The sequence below is a fragment of the Citrobacter sp. wls717 genome (genome assembly GCF_005280955.1).
GTDB lineage: Bacteria > Pseudomonadota > Gammaproteobacteria > Enterobacterales > Enterobacteriaceae > Citrobacter > Citrobacter werkmanii.
This window is the reverse complement of record NZ_SZWW01000017.1, coordinates 155,587-170,149: the sequence shown is the minus strand read 5'-3', so window position 1 is coordinate 170,149 and position 14,563 is coordinate 155,587. Positions and strand designations below refer to the sequence as shown.

The 14,563-nt window shown below is 49.1% G+C and carries 13 protein-coding genes, 1 tRNA gene and 1 rRNA gene; 3 read left to right on the top strand and 12 right to left on the bottom strand.

Translation table 11 applies throughout. The annotated features are described in order from the left end of the window. Positions 1–35: 35 nt before the first annotated feature. A tRNA-Thr gene (locus FDX09_RS13585) sits at positions 36–111 on the top strand. 38 nt (positions 112–149) lie between these two features. Then, a 5S ribosomal RNA gene (rrf, locus tag FDX09_RS13580) occupies positions 150–265 on the top strand. Between the two features lie 103 nt (positions 266–368). On the opposite strand, the gene FDX09_RS13575 is transcribed toward rrf, so the two are convergent. From FDX09_RS13575 to FDX09_RS13545, 7 genes are all read right to left on the bottom strand, one after another. Continuing rightward, positions 369–1,127: an amino acid ABC transporter ATP-binding protein gene (locus FDX09_RS13575; RefSeq protein ID WP_069325452.1), complete on the bottom strand. Its 759-nt coding sequence runs from the start codon at positions 1,125–1,127 to the stop codon at positions 369–371. A 7-nt stretch (positions 1,128–1,134) separates the two neighbouring features. Continuing rightward, a complete protein-coding gene (locus FDX09_RS13570) occupies positions 1,135–2,238 on the bottom strand; it encodes an amino acid ABC transporter permease (RefSeq protein WP_038634420.1) in 1,104 nt (367 codons plus the stop codon). 9 nt (positions 2,239–2,247) lie between these two features. Continuing rightward, a complete protein-coding gene (locus FDX09_RS13565; protein WP_085048616.1) occupies positions 2,248–3,429 on the bottom strand; it encodes an amino acid ABC transporter permease in 1,182 nt (393 codons plus the stop codon). Positions 3,430–3,498: 69 nt separating this feature from the next. Then, positions 3,499–4,524: an amino acid ABC transporter substrate-binding protein gene (locus FDX09_RS13560; RefSeq protein WP_038634415.1), complete on the bottom strand. Its 1,026-nt coding sequence runs from the start codon at positions 4,522–4,524 to the stop codon at positions 3,499–3,501. Between the two features lie 467 nt (positions 4,525–4,991). Beyond that, the gene (locus tag FDX09_RS13555) at positions 4,992–5,213 is read right to left on the bottom strand and encodes a lipoprotein (RefSeq protein ID WP_003025292.1); all 222 of its coding nucleotides are present in this window, start codon (positions 5,211–5,213) and stop codon (positions 4,992–4,994) included. 271 nt (positions 5,214–5,484) lie between these two features. Beyond that, positions 5,485–8,598, bottom strand: a complete 3,114-nt coding sequence (locus FDX09_RS13550; RefSeq protein ID WP_069324423.1) for an efflux RND transporter permease subunit — start codon at positions 8,596–8,598, stop codon at positions 5,485–5,487. Positions 8,599–8,609: 11 nt separating this feature from the next. Then, positions 8,610–9,770: an efflux RND transporter periplasmic adaptor subunit gene (locus tag FDX09_RS13545; RefSeq protein WP_087856912.1), complete on the bottom strand. Its 1,161-nt coding sequence runs from the start codon at positions 9,768–9,770 to the stop codon at positions 8,610–8,612. A gap of 413 nt (positions 9,771–10,183) precedes the next feature. On the opposite strand from FDX09_RS13545, the gene envR reads away from it, so the two are divergent. Further along, entirely contained in the window at positions 10,184–10,840 is a 657-nt protein-coding gene (envR, locus tag FDX09_RS13540) for an acrEF/envCD operon transcriptional regulator (protein ID WP_038634405.1), read from the top strand. Positions 10,841–10,874: 34 nt separating this feature from the next. Here the strand turns inward: envR and FDX09_RS13535 are convergent, their stop codons facing one another. The 5 genes from FDX09_RS13535 to FDX09_RS13515 all read right to left on the bottom strand — a co-directional run bounded on the left by FDX09_RS13535 (position 10,875) and on the right by FDX09_RS13515 (position 14,412). Beyond that, positions 10,875–11,039, bottom strand: a complete 165-nt coding sequence (locus FDX09_RS13535; RefSeq protein ID WP_032940702.1) for a DUF2556 family protein — start codon at positions 11,037–11,039, stop codon at positions 10,875–10,877. An 82-nt stretch (positions 11,040–11,121) separates the two neighbouring features. After that, positions 11,122–12,006: an adenine-specific DNA-methyltransferase gene (gene yhdJ, locus FDX09_RS13530; protein WP_137347356.1), complete on the bottom strand. Its 885-nt coding sequence runs from the start codon at positions 12,004–12,006 to the stop codon at positions 11,122–11,124. A gap of 88 nt (positions 12,007–12,094) precedes the next feature. Continuing rightward, positions 12,095–12,391: a DNA-binding transcriptional regulator Fis gene (gene fis / locus FDX09_RS13525; RefSeq protein ID WP_000462905.1), complete on the bottom strand. Its 297-nt coding sequence runs from the start codon at positions 12,389–12,391 to the stop codon at positions 12,095–12,097. A 25-nt stretch (positions 12,392–12,416) separates the two neighbouring features. Beyond that, complete coding sequence (dusB, locus tag FDX09_RS13520) at positions 12,417–13,382, bottom strand: tRNA dihydrouridine synthase DusB (RefSeq protein ID WP_038634395.1); 966 nt, start codon at positions 13,380–13,382, stop codon at positions 12,417–12,419. Positions 13,383–13,680: 298 nt separating this feature from the next. Then, positions 13,681–14,412 (bottom strand): carbonic anhydrase family protein, encoded by a 732-nt coding sequence (locus tag FDX09_RS13515; protein ID WP_249360006.1) that lies wholly within the window; start codon positions 14,410–14,412, stop codon positions 13,681–13,683. Between the last annotated feature and the right edge of the window lie 151 nt (positions 14,413–14,563).

Here is a 14,563-nt window from a genome sequence, read left to right as displayed (position 1 = left end):
GAGAGTAGGGAACTGCCAGGCATCAAATTTAGTGTGCTGATATGGCTCAGTTGGTAGAGCGCACCCTTGGTAAGGGTGAGGTCCCCAGTTCGACTCTGGGTATCAGCACCAGTTTTTCGGTTAAAGTTCGGCACTTAGAAAAGAATTTGTCTGGCGGCTGTAGCGCGGTGGTCCCACCTGACCCCATGCCGAACTCAGAAGTGAAACGCCGTAGCGCCGATGGTAGTGTGGGGTCTCCCCATGCGAGAGTAGGGAACTGCCAGACATCAAATAAGTGAAAAGGCCATCCGAAAGGATGGCCTTTTTGCGTTATGTTTCTTGCTAACCCGTAGGCCCGGTAAGCGCAGGCCACCGGGCAAAAAAGAAGATTAATGAATCACCTGCGACAGGAATGCCCGCGTACGTTCTGACCTGGGATTGGCAAAAAACTCATCCGGTGGTGCCTGCTCCACAATCTCGCCAAGATCCATAAAGATCACCCGGTCGGCCACTGTGCGGGCAAATCCCATTTCATGGGTAACGCACAGCATAGTCATACCCGATTGCGCCAGACCGATCATGGTATCAAGCACCTCTTTCACCATTTCAGGATCCAGCGCTGATGTGGGTTCATCAAACAACATAATTTTAGGTTTCATACATAACGAACGTGCAATGGCCACACGCTGCTGTTGCCCGCCAGAGATTTGTCCTGGATATTTATGCGCATGTTCAGCAATACGAACTCGCTCAAGGTAGTGCATTGCCAACACTTCAGCCTCTTTTTTCGGCATCTTTTGCACCCAGACTGGCGCCAGCGTACAGTTTTGCAGGACCGTCAAATGAGGAAAGAGATTGAAGTGTTGAAAGACCATGCCAACTTCCTGCCTGACGCGCTCAATATTGCGAATGTCCTCATTGAGTTCAATCCCATCCACCACAATACGTCCTTGCTGATGCTCTTCCAGATGGTTAATACAACGGATAGTTGTCGATTTACCCGAGCCGGAAGGACCGCATAAGACGATACGCTCTCCTTGTTTTACCTGCAGATTGATGTTTTTCAAAACGTGGAACTGTCCGTACCATTTGTTGACGTTTTCCAGCGTAATCATCGCGTCGGTAGACTGCCTTAATAATTGGTTCATAAATTCCTCAGTGCGGTGTACGCCCGGTATTAAAACGTTTTTCCAGATGTTGGCTGTAACGCGACATACTGAAACAAAAGATCCAGTAAATCAGTGCGGCAAAAACATATCCTTCCGTCGACATACCCAGCCATGCAGGATCCACGGTTGCTTGCTGCACGCTGCTGAAGAGATCAAACAGGCCGATGATGATGACCAGACTGGTATCCTTGAACAGGGCAATAATCGTATTAACCAAACCAGGAATAACCAGCTTGAGGGCTTGGGGAAGAATGACCAGACCCTGGGTTTTCCAGTACCCCAGAGCCAGTGATTCAGCCGCTTCATACTGACCTTTTGGCAAGGCCTGTAATCCCCCACGAACCACCTCTGCAACATAGGCTGACTGGAAAAGAATGACACCGACCAGTGCCCGGATAAGCTTGTCGATACTGGTCCCCTCAGACATAAACAGAGGCAGCATGACAGAGGACATAAACAGGACGGTGATCAACGGTACGCCGCGCCAGAACTCAATAAAAATCACGGATAAAATCCGCACGACGGGCATATGAGAACGACGCCCCAATGCCAGTAGAATCCCCCACGGGAGCGCACCCGCAATACCGACGGATGCGATGATAAGCGTCAGCGTTAACCCGCCCCACTGCCGGGTTTCTACTCGCTCAAGCCCGAAAAAACCACCGTACATCAACCACCAGACCACCAAAGGATAAACGACTGCCCAAACGGCGATATAACGACCACGGTGGGGAATGGTTTTCCAGAACATGGGAACGATTGAGACCAGGCCAATCAGCAGGGCCAGATTAATGCGCCAGCGCTGATCGTGTGGGTAAAGTCCATACATGAATTGTCCGAAGCGTTCATGAATGAACACCCAGCAGGCCCCCGCTTTGGTACAGTCAGCTCGGGTAGAGCCTACCCAGTTGGCCTGAAAAAATACCCAGTTCAACAGCGGTGGAAGGAAGGACCAAATTAGCCACACGCATAGCAGCGTGAGCAGGCTATTTGACCAACTGGAGAACAGGTTTTTGCGAACCCAGAACAGACAGCGGCTTGCCGGGTTACTGCTCTGGCGCGAGGGGTGAGACAGTAGTGCTTTTGTCATCATGGCTCCTTAGCGCTCGATCAGTGCGATACGACGGTTATAAATATTCATCAGTAGAGAAATGCTCAGGCTGATGATCAGGTACACCGACATCGTGATGGCAATAGTTTCAATGGCTTGTCCCGTTTGATTGAGTACCGTGCCGGCAAACAGGGAAACCATATCCGGGTAGCCAATGGCGGCAGCGAGCGATGAATTTTTAACGATATTCAGGTACTGACTGGTTAGTGGAGGAATGATGACGCGCAGCGCCTGCGGGATGATGACCTGGCGGAGCGTCACCGGATTTGGCAAACCCAGAGAGCGTGCTGCCTCATGTTGGCCATAAGGAACAGCCTGAATTCCTGCCCGAATAATTTCTGCAATAAACGCTGAGGTATACACTGAAAGCGCCAGCGTCAGAGCCGCCAGTTCAGGTATAAGCACCATGCCGCCACGAAAGTTAAAACCGCGTAGTTCAGGGATATCCCAGTGAAGTGCCGCGCCAAAAAACCATTGTGAAATCATTGGTAAGAGCACGATCAACGCCAGAGCTGTGGGCCAGGTACGGCGTAACTGACCGGTTTTGATCTGGTGCATTCTGTTGAAACGGAATAGTCCGAAGGTGACAACGACGGCAATAAGGACCGCGGTACAAAAGGCAAAAAGACCTTCTCCCATTTGCGGCGCCGGAATATACAGCCCCCGGTTGCTCAGAAACATTAAATCCAGCGCGTTAACCGCCTGACGTGGGCCGGGCAGGTTACGTAATACGGCAAAATACCAAAAGAAGATCTGCAATAGCGGTGGGATATTGCGGAACGTTTCGATATAGACCGTGGAGAGCTTTCGCAATAACCAGTTATCTGACAGGCGTGCCAGCCCGAGAAAGAAACCGAGAAATGAAGCGAAGACGATACATAGTGCGGAAACTAACAGCGTATTAAGCAGACCGACCAGGAACACGCGGCCATAGGTATCGCCTTGCTCGTAATCAATCAGATGCTGGACGATACCAAATCCGGCGCTGCGATCGAGAAAAGAAAATCCCGAGGTAATACCGCGACTGCTCAGGTTATTAATCGTGTTATGAATGAGATAGACCGCAATGCTAATGACCGCAATGACGGCGAGTATTTGGAATAACCAGGCGCGGACCGCAGGGTTAGAAAAGGATAGCGATCCTTTTACGGTTGAGCGGCGATGAAGCATAAGAAAACCTCGGTAACAATGACTCTGGGCTGAGCGCCGCAGCTGCGGCGCCCGTTACATCACTTTGTATTAGCGCACCGGTGGCGCATATTGAATGCCACCGTTGTTCCAGAGGTTGTTCTGTCCACGTTTGATCTTCAATGGACTTTCCGATCCAACGTTACGTTCAAAGATCTCCGAGTAGTTACCTACTTGCTTAATAATGTTATAAGCCCATTTGTTATCAAGCTTCAGATCCTTACCATAATCCCCTTCTTTACCTAACAGATGCGCCATATCCGGCGTTGCAGGATTAGCCGCTTTTTCGTCAACGTTTTTCGAGTTAACACCCATCTCTTCCGCATTCAGCATGGCGAACAGCGTCCAGCGAACAATGGAGAACCATTCATCGTCGCCACGACGTACAACCGGACCTAAGGGTTCTTTAGAAATAACTTCTGGCAGGACAATCCATTCTGCAGGATTGCTCAGCTTGATTCGCAGGGCGTACAACTGCGACTGGTCGGAGGCCAGCGTATCGCAACGTCCTGATTCCAGTGCCTTAGCCGATTCATCCGAGCGGTCAAAAGTGACAGGGGTGTACTTCATATTGTTGGCTTTAAAGTAGTCAGCCACGTTCAGTTCGGTATCGGTTCCTGCCTGAATACACACCGTTGCGCCATCCAGTTCTTTGGCGCTCTTCAGGCCGGCTTTATTGTGGGTAAGAAAACCAATGCCATCGTAATAGGTTACGCCAGTGAAAGACATGCCCATACCTGCATCACGAGAGGAGGTCCATGTGGTATTACGCGAGAGCATGTCGACTTCGCCAGACTGTAACGCGGTAAAACGTTCCTTGGCGGTAAGTGGGGTATATTTTACTTTGGTATCATCACCAAATACGGCGGAGGCAACGCCTCGGCATACGTCGACATCAATACCTGAAAACTTACCGCTCGCATCGGCGTAAGAGAAGCCAGGCAACCCGTCACTGATCCCGCATTGCACAAACCCTTTTTTCTTTACGGCATCAAGTGTTGCGCCGGCATGCGCCTGATTTGCGATCGCAAGGAGCACGCCGGCCGCAGCCAGGCTGGCTATTATCATCTTTTTCATAGAGCATCCTGTGTGGAGGAATTATTGTTATGAAAACGTTCTGAAAACGTCTTTTACCGGTCTGTGGCTTTGGCCATACTCTTTTAAGCAAAGGTAGTGCCAGGTTTTTGCGCACGATTATTCGGCGCAATATGCAGAGTGTAGACAGGAAAAAATAAATGCAGCGCCCTGAAGTGGTGCAAAATTGAAACGTAAGCCACATTTCAGCGCAAAAATTTTAAAATCAGACAGGACGCGTGATAACGATTTCGGACGTTAATATTGATCGCGTGAGAATAATGAAAAGAAAACACGGTGTAACAAAGAACAGGAAAAATGCTAATTTCAAATCGTGGATATGTGAGGGATATCTATAATAATTTTATTATTCAGGAAGAGCTGTAAACCAACGTTTTGTCTTATATGTGAATTTTATTTTATTGCTAAAAGCGCGGTAACCACCGCGCCTTTAAAACCTTGAAGAAGAGTTATTTGGTCAGGGCAACTATCCCAAGCGTCAATCCGGCAACGGCGGCTGCGCCACCGGCGATGGCACCGGCTGTTTCCCAGTTATCCTGCGTGGTGCCTTTCATACAGGTATTGGTATGAACCAGGCGTCCCTGATCGTCGTATACAGGTACGCAGGGAGAATCGTGTGCACAACCGGCAAGAAACGCGGTAAGCAATGCAACGGATATTAATCTTTTCATGATGTTACCTCAAAAATAAGCGTTTCGCTAATTGAGCAAAGACAAACGCTAAGCCATCTGCGAACTCGGTCATTATTTTACCACTTCTTAAAAAAAGACTGACAGGAGGAATAATCTCAATTCATGTGGATTGTAAAAATAATGGATAAAAAGAAAGGTTGCGGGTGGGTTTGAAGGAACGACTTAAATGAAATAAATGGCTATCTTATTAATAAACAAAGAGAGAGTGTACTGATGAAAAAGGCGTCCGTAGACGCCTTTATTTTACAAATTAATCAGAGTGTCGACTAAAACGCCGTCTGACGACAACAAAGAAGACGGGAACAAAGAAGATCGCCAACAATGTTGCGGTTAGCATTCCCCCCATTACACCTGTACCGACCGCATTCTGCGCACCGCTACCCGCACCGTGGCTGATAACCAGAGGCATAACCCCCAGAATGAAGGCCAGAGAGGTCATCAGGATAGGGCGAAGACGCATGCGGGATGCCTCCAACGTCGCTTCGATCAGTCCTTTGCCCTCTTTATCCATCAGGTCTTTGGCAAACTCGACGATCAAGATGGCGTTTTTAGCCGAGAGACCGATAGTGGTTAGCAACCCCACCTGGAAATACACGTCGTTATTCATCCCACGTAGCGATGCTGCTAACAGTGCGCCAACCACGCCAAGCGGTACAACCAGCATCACCGAGAACGGAATTGACCAACTCTCATACAAAGCGGCAAGGCAAAGGAAGACAACGATGAGCGAGATGGCATACAGCGCAGGCGCCTGGTTCCCCGAGAGTCGTTCCTGATAGGACATACCCGTCCAGTCATGGCCGATACCGTTAGGCAGTTTCTCAGCCAGACTTTCCATCAGCGCCATCGCTTCACCGGTGCTTCGGCCTGGGGCCGCTTCCCCTAACAGTTCCATTGAAGGCATGCCGTTGTAACGTTCCAGACGTGGTGATCCGTAGATCCAATGTGCGGAACTGAACGTGGAGAACGGTACCATTTCGCCATTGGCGCTACGAACATACAGATTATTGATGTCTTCCGGCAACATACGGAATTTGGCATCGGCCTGTACGTACACTTTTTTCACGCGGCCACGGTCTATGAAGTCATTGACGTAATAGCCACCCAGCGCAGCGGAGATGGTTTCATTAATATCGGACAGCGAGACACCAAGGGCCTGGGCTTTTTCCTGATCAACATCCAGTTTGAACTGCGCGGTATCCTCGAGACCATTTGGACGCACGCGAACCAACAGGTCAGGATGTTTAGCAACCATGCCCAAAAGTTGGTTACGTGCTTGCGTTAACGCGGTATGTCCCAGCCCGCCCTGGTCAATCAGTTCGAAGTCGAAGCCGGTTGCGGTACCCAGTTCAACAATGGCTGGCATGTTGAAAGGGAACACTAAGCCATCACGAATCTGGCTAAACGCGCGGGTTGCTCTGGCGATAATCGATTCAACGTTATTCTCGTCGCCACTGCGTTCTTCCCAGGGCTTGAGGCTGACAAACGCCATCCCTGAGTTTTGCCCCTGTCCGCTGAAGCTAAAGCCGTTAACCGTAAAGACGCTTTCGACGTTGGCTTTCTCGTTATTCAGGTAGTAGTGGGTAACCTGATCCAGCACTTTCTGGGTTCGCTCTTGCGTTGCGCCGGCCGGAAGCTGAATCATCGTCAGGAATACGCCCTGATCTTCTTCTGGCAAGAAGGAGGTTGGAAGGCGCATAAACAGCACCGCCATCCCAATCACGATAACCAGGTAGACGACCAGGTAACGCCCGGTTTTACGCACAATACCGCTGACGCTATTGGTGTAATGATTGACGCTGTGATCGAATTTGGCATTAAACCAGCCAAAGAAACCGCTTTTATTCTCGTGATGTTCCGCCGATACCGGCTTCAACAGCGTTGCACAAAGCGCGGGAGTCAGGATCAGCGCTACCAGCACTGAAAGCGCCATTGCAGAAACGATGGTGATAGAGAACTGCCGATAGATAGCCCCGGTTGAGCCGCCAAAGAAGGCCATCGGGATAAATACCGCAGACAGCACCATGGCGATACCGACCAGCGCGCCCTGAATTTGTGACATGGATTTTTCTGTCGCCTCTTTGGGCGGCAGATTATCTTCCATCATCACACGTTCCACGTTTTCCACCACCACTATCGCATCATCAACCAATAGGCCGATGGCGAGTACCATGCCGAACATCGTCAGGGTGTTTATGGAGTAGCCAAACGCGGCAAGCACGGCAAATGTGCCCAACAATACAACAGGCACGGCAATGGTTGGAATGAGCGTAGCCCGGATGTTTTGCAGGAACAAATACATCACGAGGAATACCAGTATGATTGCTTCAAACAGCGTTTTCACGACCTCATGAATGGAGATAGTGACGAACGGCGTGGTGTCATACGGGTAGACCACCTTCATTCCCTGCGGGAAGAACGGTTGCAGTTCAACCAGCTTGGCTTTGATAGCGTTAGCGGTATCCAGCGCGTTTGCGCCGGTTGCCAGTTTAATCCCGAGACCGGAGGCTGGTTTACCGTTAATACGCGCGACCACGTTGTAGTTCTCACCACCCAACTCAATACGCGCGACATCCTTCAGGTGAACAACCGAACCATCGCTGTTGACGCGTAACGTGACCTTCCCGAATTCTTCAGGATCTTTCAGGCGCGTCTGCGCGATGATTGAGGCGTTAAGCTGCTGATTAGGCAACGCAGGCGTACCGCCCAACTGACCGGCGGCAATCTGATCGTTCTGCACCTGCAACTGATTGATCACATCAACCGGTGTGAGCTGGTACTTATTCAACAAGTTTGCATCCAGCCAGATGCGCATAGCGTACTGCGCACCAAACAGCTGCACGTCACCCACACCATTCAGACGGCTGATTGAATCTTTAACGTTCGAGGCGACGTAGTCGGAAATGTCATCCTGCGTGGTTTGTGGGTTGTCAGAAACGAAACCCGCGACCATCAAAAAGCTGCTACTTGATTTCTCGACGCTGATCCCCTGCTGCTGAACTTCTTGCGGCAGTAAGGGGGTGGCGAGCTGTAGCTTGTTTTGCACCTGAACTTGCGCGATATCGGGGTCGGTACCGGACTGGAAGGTCAGCGTGATGGTCACACTCCCGGCAGAATCGCTGGTGGAGGACATATACATCAGGTTATCGATACCGTTCATATTCTGTTCGATAACCTGCGTGACGGTATCCTGCACCGTCTGCGCATCCGCACCTGGATAGGTGGCGGAAATCGATACGGCAGGGGGCGCGATGGTCGGGTACTGCGCCACGGGCAGTTGCATGATTGCCAGAGCGCCCGCCATCATCAGAATGATGGCCAGTACCCAAGCAAAGATAGGACGCCTGATAAAAAAGTTAGCCATATCCGGTTACCTTATTGGGCTTTCGTCGCAGGGGTTTCGGTATCGGCGGTTGCTTTAACCTGAACGCCAGGGCGTGCTTTCTGTAAGCCGCTCACGATAACTTTGTCACCGGGTTGCAGACCTTCGCTGATGAGCCATTTGTCACCAATAGCTTGAGCGGCGACAACTGTCCGCGCTTCAACCAGGCTCTTGTCGTTAACGACCATCACGGTGGCATCGCCGCGTGGCGTGCGCGTTACACCCTGCTGCGGAACAAGAATGGCATTCGGTTGGACGCCTTCATCAATGCGCGCGCGCACAAACATGCCTGGCAGCAGCGTGTGCTGTGGGTTAGGGAATACGGCTCTGAGAGTGATTGATCCGGTGCTTTCATCAACCGTCACATCAGAAAATTGCAATGAGCCTTTCAGCGGATATGCCTGACCATTTTCCATCACCAGTTCGACGGTACTGCTGGCGCTGTCTTTATGCAGACTACCTTGTTCAATAGACTGCTTGAGGCGCATAAAGTCGTTACTGGACTGCGTGACGTCGACATAGATAGGATCGAGCTGTTGCACGGTAGCAAGCTCAGTTGCCTGACCATTCGTGACCAATGCGCCTTCGGTGACGTTAGATTTACCGATACGTCCGCTAATGGGCGATGTTACTTTGGTGTAGGCCAGGTTGATACGTGCGCTTTCGACCGCCGCTTTTGCCGCGATTACGGAGGCATCAGCCTGGCGGGCATCAGCAATTGCCTGATCGTACTCTTGCTGGCTGATGTACTTAGTGCCAACCAGCGGCACATAACGTTTTACCGTTAAATGCGCGATAGCGGCGGCCGCTTCGCTCTTTGCCAGTTCGCCTTTGGCGCTGTCATAGTCAGCCTGGTAAGTCGCTGGATCGATCTGATAAAGCGATTGACCGGCTTCAACATCGCTCCCCTCGGTGAAATTCCGTTTAAGTACAATTCCGCTAACCTGAGGACGGACTTCTGCAATACGGAATGCTGTGGTGCGCCCGGGTAATTCGGTCGTCACGGCTAAAGGGGCCTTTTCGACGACATGGACAGTCACCTGCGGCTCTGCGGGATGTGCTTGTGTTTCTCCCTGATCGTTACAACCGGCGAGTAATGCAGCGGAGATGATGATGAATGAGGGCAGGAGTGAAAACCTGGCATTTTTCGTCATTTCTATTCCTTAAAAAACCGAACGCTCGTTATTAACCGGGTAACAGCGGAGGTGATAACGCGCACAAGAAAAATAATAGTTGGCTATCCTACAAATTATTAGCTTGCGATGTAAGTAATACTTATTTATGGGCGGGGTTGACGGCACATAAAAGCAAAAAAAGATTAATCAGCTACCGTTTCATTGTGATATTTATAGCAACACTATGATGCTGATAAATACATCTTGAAATGATCATCTGATTGGTGAATATATTGGTTTCTGTTATTTGTTTTATCTATTCGTGTGTAATGTCCGTAATTAAATACTTTAGCCCTCGTCTAAATAAACGCTAAGTGATACATTTGTTCCAGATAGAAAATATTAGATAAGAAAGTTAATCATTCTCTACTCCAATCCAGATAGTCGGAATCATGGCCAGAAAAACGAAAGCGGATGCCCTCAAAACGCGACAGCACCTGATGGAAACGGCGATTGTACAGTTTGCCGCACGTGGCGTAAGTAATACGACGCTAAACGACATAGCGGATGCCGCCAATGTGACGCGGGGGGCACTTTATTGGCATTTCGAAAATAAAACTCAATTGTTTAATGAGCTATGGTTACAACAACCTCCCTTACGCGATCTTATTCAGGACAAGCTTATTGGTCGTTGGGGGGATAACCCTTTACAGCGGTTGCGTGAAAAATTTGTGGTGGGATTACAATATATTGCGGAGAACCCTCGCCAGCAGGCATTAATGCAGATTTTATATCATAAATGCGAATTCCATAAAGATATGATATCAGAGCAGGCCATTCGTGATAAAATAGGTCTCAGCCACCAAAGCATTCGCGATTCTCTCCAACGGTGCGTAGATGAAAATTTGATTGCCACCAGTCTGGATTTAGACGTCATCATAATTATTTTGCATGGTAGCTTTAGCGGAATAATAAAAAACTGGCTAATGAATCCAGAGAGTTATGATCTTTATGGGCAAGCACCAGCATTAGTTGATAATGTATTAAAAATGTTAAGCCCGGATGGCTGTGTAATGCAATTAATACAGAGTGAAAACCAGGTTGGGTAGTTTAGCCGCCAGGGCCTGACGGCTGTCGACGGTGCTAGTCGAGATCGGCGCAGTTGACCAGCTTTAGGGGATTCACTGAGTTCATATTCCGGCACTTGTCGTGCTCTGTTGTCATCAGTTCTATCCACTGGATGAGCAGCGCATCAAAAAGAAAAACGAAGACCGCAAAAACAACCAGCCACCAATACTTGCGAATCATTGCTTAATCCTGTGTATTCATGCCCAAGCGTGCAGGGAATATACACGAAATCAGTAAGCTGAAAAGCAGACTTACAATGCCTTTACTTTATCGAAAGATCGCCACTGTTTGTCGTTAATCGGCTCTTTTTAGACAGGTTTTTTGTCTTACGTTTTTTCACTTTTGCAAGTTCAGTCTCTGAAAAATGAGAACTGATACTCAGTCTTCTGAGCCCCATTTTTACGTATTCAGCATTGATTTCAATACCGACAAATTTGCGACCTAATTCCACTGCGGTGGCGCCGGTTGTAAAGCTGCCGGCAAACGGATCGAGCACTTTGTCATCCGGGTTGGAGGAAGCCAGAATGATCCGTTCCAGGAGGGCTTTGGGTTTTTGAGTGGGGTGATTTTCGTATTCATCCATCAGATAGCGAACGCGGGGAAAATCCCAGACATTGCCAGGTACTTTTTTCTGATTGTAAGGCTGGGGCGGATTCTTTCTGTAGTCTATTAGCGCACGTTTAGCGCCCGTTTTGGCTTCAACCAGAATATCATCACGATTAAACGTGTAGTTTTTCTGATCTTTTACCATCATCAGGATAGGTTCATACATCGAACCAAAGTAGTTTTTAGCCTGTACCCCTGAGCTATCATATGACCACACGATACGGCTTTTGATGGTAAAAAGTTGGCGACATTTGAGGTCGATGTACGGCATGTTCTCCGTACTGTTCATGATGTACATGCTACCGTGTGGTTTGAGAATACGATGGCACTCGTCGATACACTCAAACAGCCACGCCAGAAAGGTCTCTTCGTCCCAGGATTCCACCATCCCGTCAAAGTCTTTGCCGATGTTATAAGGTGGGTCGGCAAAAATGAGATCGATGCTTTCAGCGGGTAGCTTTTTTAGCTCGGTCAGCGCATCACCCAGGATTATCTTTTTAGATTCATCGCCAAAATAGACAGGTTCACCTCTTGCGTTCATCGCCAAAGCCTCCCGTGTGACATTAATAAAAAAGGCGCTTCCCCATGCCGAGTAGCGCCTTTTAAAACAAACATTTAACTGATTAGTATCAGTTCATGCCGTATTTTTTCAGTTTTTTACGCAGCGTACCACGGTTGATGCCCATCATCAGGGCAGCACGGGTCTGGTTGCCGCGGGTGTATTGCATCACCATGTCCAACAGGGGCTGTTCTACTTCAGCCAGTACCAGCTCATAGAGATCATTAACGTCTTGACCGTTCAATTGAGCAAAATAGTTCTTCAGTGCCTGTTTAACCGAGTCACGCAGGGGCTTTTGAGTTACCTGGTCCTGAGAGTTAACGGTAGAAACGGTCAGTACGTCAGAATTTACGCGTTGTTCGAACATAGTTCTGTCAGCTCTTTATTTCTGTTTACGCAAAATTTTCGAAGTATGCCTCCAACGCCGCCAGCTGTTCGCTGGAATCTTCAATGGCGTTGAATGTGCGCCGAAACTGGTCATCCGGAGCGTGTTCCTGGAGATACCAGGATACGTGTTTACGCGCAATTCGGTACCCTTTTGCATGACCATAAAAGTCGTGCAGTTCCCGAACATGCGCACAAAGCAAGCGCTTCACCTCTGCCAGTGGCAGCGGGGGCAGCAGCTCCCCAGTGTCCAGATAATGCTGGATTTCCCGAAAGATCCAGGGTCTTCCCTGAGCTGCACGGCCTATCATCAGGGCATCCGCCCCCGTATAGTCGAGTACAGCTCTGGCTTTAAGCGGGTCAGTAATGTCGCCATTCGCGATAATCGGAATGGAAACTTTCTGCTTAACTGCCCGAATACTGTCGTACTCAGCATCTCCATTGAACAAACAGGCGCGGGTGCGTCCATGAATGGTCAGAGCCTGAATGCCACAGTCTTCAGCCAGTTGGGCAATCTCTACGCAGTTACGGTGTTCCGGAGCCCAGCCGGTGCGAATCTTGAGTGTGACAGGAACGTCCACTGCATTGACGACCTCGGTTAGTATTGATTTCACTAAATCCGGGTACTGCAAGAGGGCTGAACCTGCGAGCTTGCGATTCACTTTTTTAGCCGGACACCCCATATTGATATCAATAATCTGGGCGCCGCTTTCCACGTTAATACGTGCGGCATCGGCCATCTCAACAGGATCGCTACCGGCAATTTGCACCGTGCGAATTCCTGGCTCGTCAACGTGCACCATCCGTAAACGAGACTTGTCGCTTTCCCAAACCTGCGGGTTAGAAGACATCATCTCGGATACCGTCAATCCGGCTCCCATCTCATAGCACAGCGTCCTGAATGGTCTGTCAGTGATGCCAGCCATAGGTGCTGCGATCAGGCGATTTCTGAGCTGGTGTTGTCCGATGCGCATGAGTTAAGAAATGACCATACTGTGACTGCAAGGCGGCGTATATTACGCATTTTTCGCACGAGATGAAAGGCCAAACTTTGACCAATCCACTGAGGTGGATCAATGAATTGCCGTAAATATGAACTCATGAAAATATTTAATCATATAAATCATGGCATTACAAAAATGTGTCGATTTTATATACGCATATAATTTTGCGTAACTTCTCATTTTTTCTTCAGTTACAGAAGGTACTGACAAGATATTCTGCTGAATTAATCAGCAAATTACCTCGCTATTGTGTGATCGTTACCTCATTTTAGTACAGGATCTCGGTGCCACCTGAATTGCTGTCCGTAATCGTGCGTTCATTCAGCGGCTGCGGTGGACGATTGTTCGCTGGCCCAACAATGTAGTGAAATTTATCTAACTGTTCGGCGGAAAGGGCCACAGGCTTTTTCAGGACAACCCAGGTGACGCCTTCAGTACAGGGAGGCGTTGTTATCGAGCCACTGTAGAGCCAGTAGGTCTTGTTGTCGGGTAGAAGCTGGTTGATATCGACGGGCGAAAAAATGGGCATGCTGTTGCCCTCCATGGTGGGAAAGGACTCCCACAGGTTTTGAATCGCCTGGTTAGGCTCACCAATGTCAAACATGACCGCCACAATGGCGATATCACCATGTTGGTTTTTGTGGGTCAACTGCAGCTCCAGTGGATAGATTTTACCGTTGAGGGTATGTTCGCCTGGAGCGTGAAAATCAAAATGTTTTAAATAATAGAGCTTTTCTTCAATTTCAATGAAATTAGGGGTGTAGGAGCTCATTGTAGCCTGCAGCGTATGGTTAATGCTGCGAAATCTTGTCGGGCCATCAATGTATTGTAAATTGAGCGCGGGCAGGCCGAGTTTGCTGGTTGTCGTGGTCTGGATATCAACGGGTGACTGGTTGATACCCGTCTGACACGTTGCATACTCTTTGCTTATTTTGCCCCACTGCGCAGGGCTGGTTTCTCCGGTATAGCCCCATGGCACGGCCAGCGTCTTCAGGGGCATTAAGCATGCTGCCAGTAAAATTGTTGTAAAACGATTGAAGTGCATGCGTTTACTTAACAAAAAATATAAAAATCAATTAGTTATTATATCGTTGGGTAAAGTATCAGTATGCTGGTCTGTTGTCTGAAAATGGCGTGGTCGGATAACCACG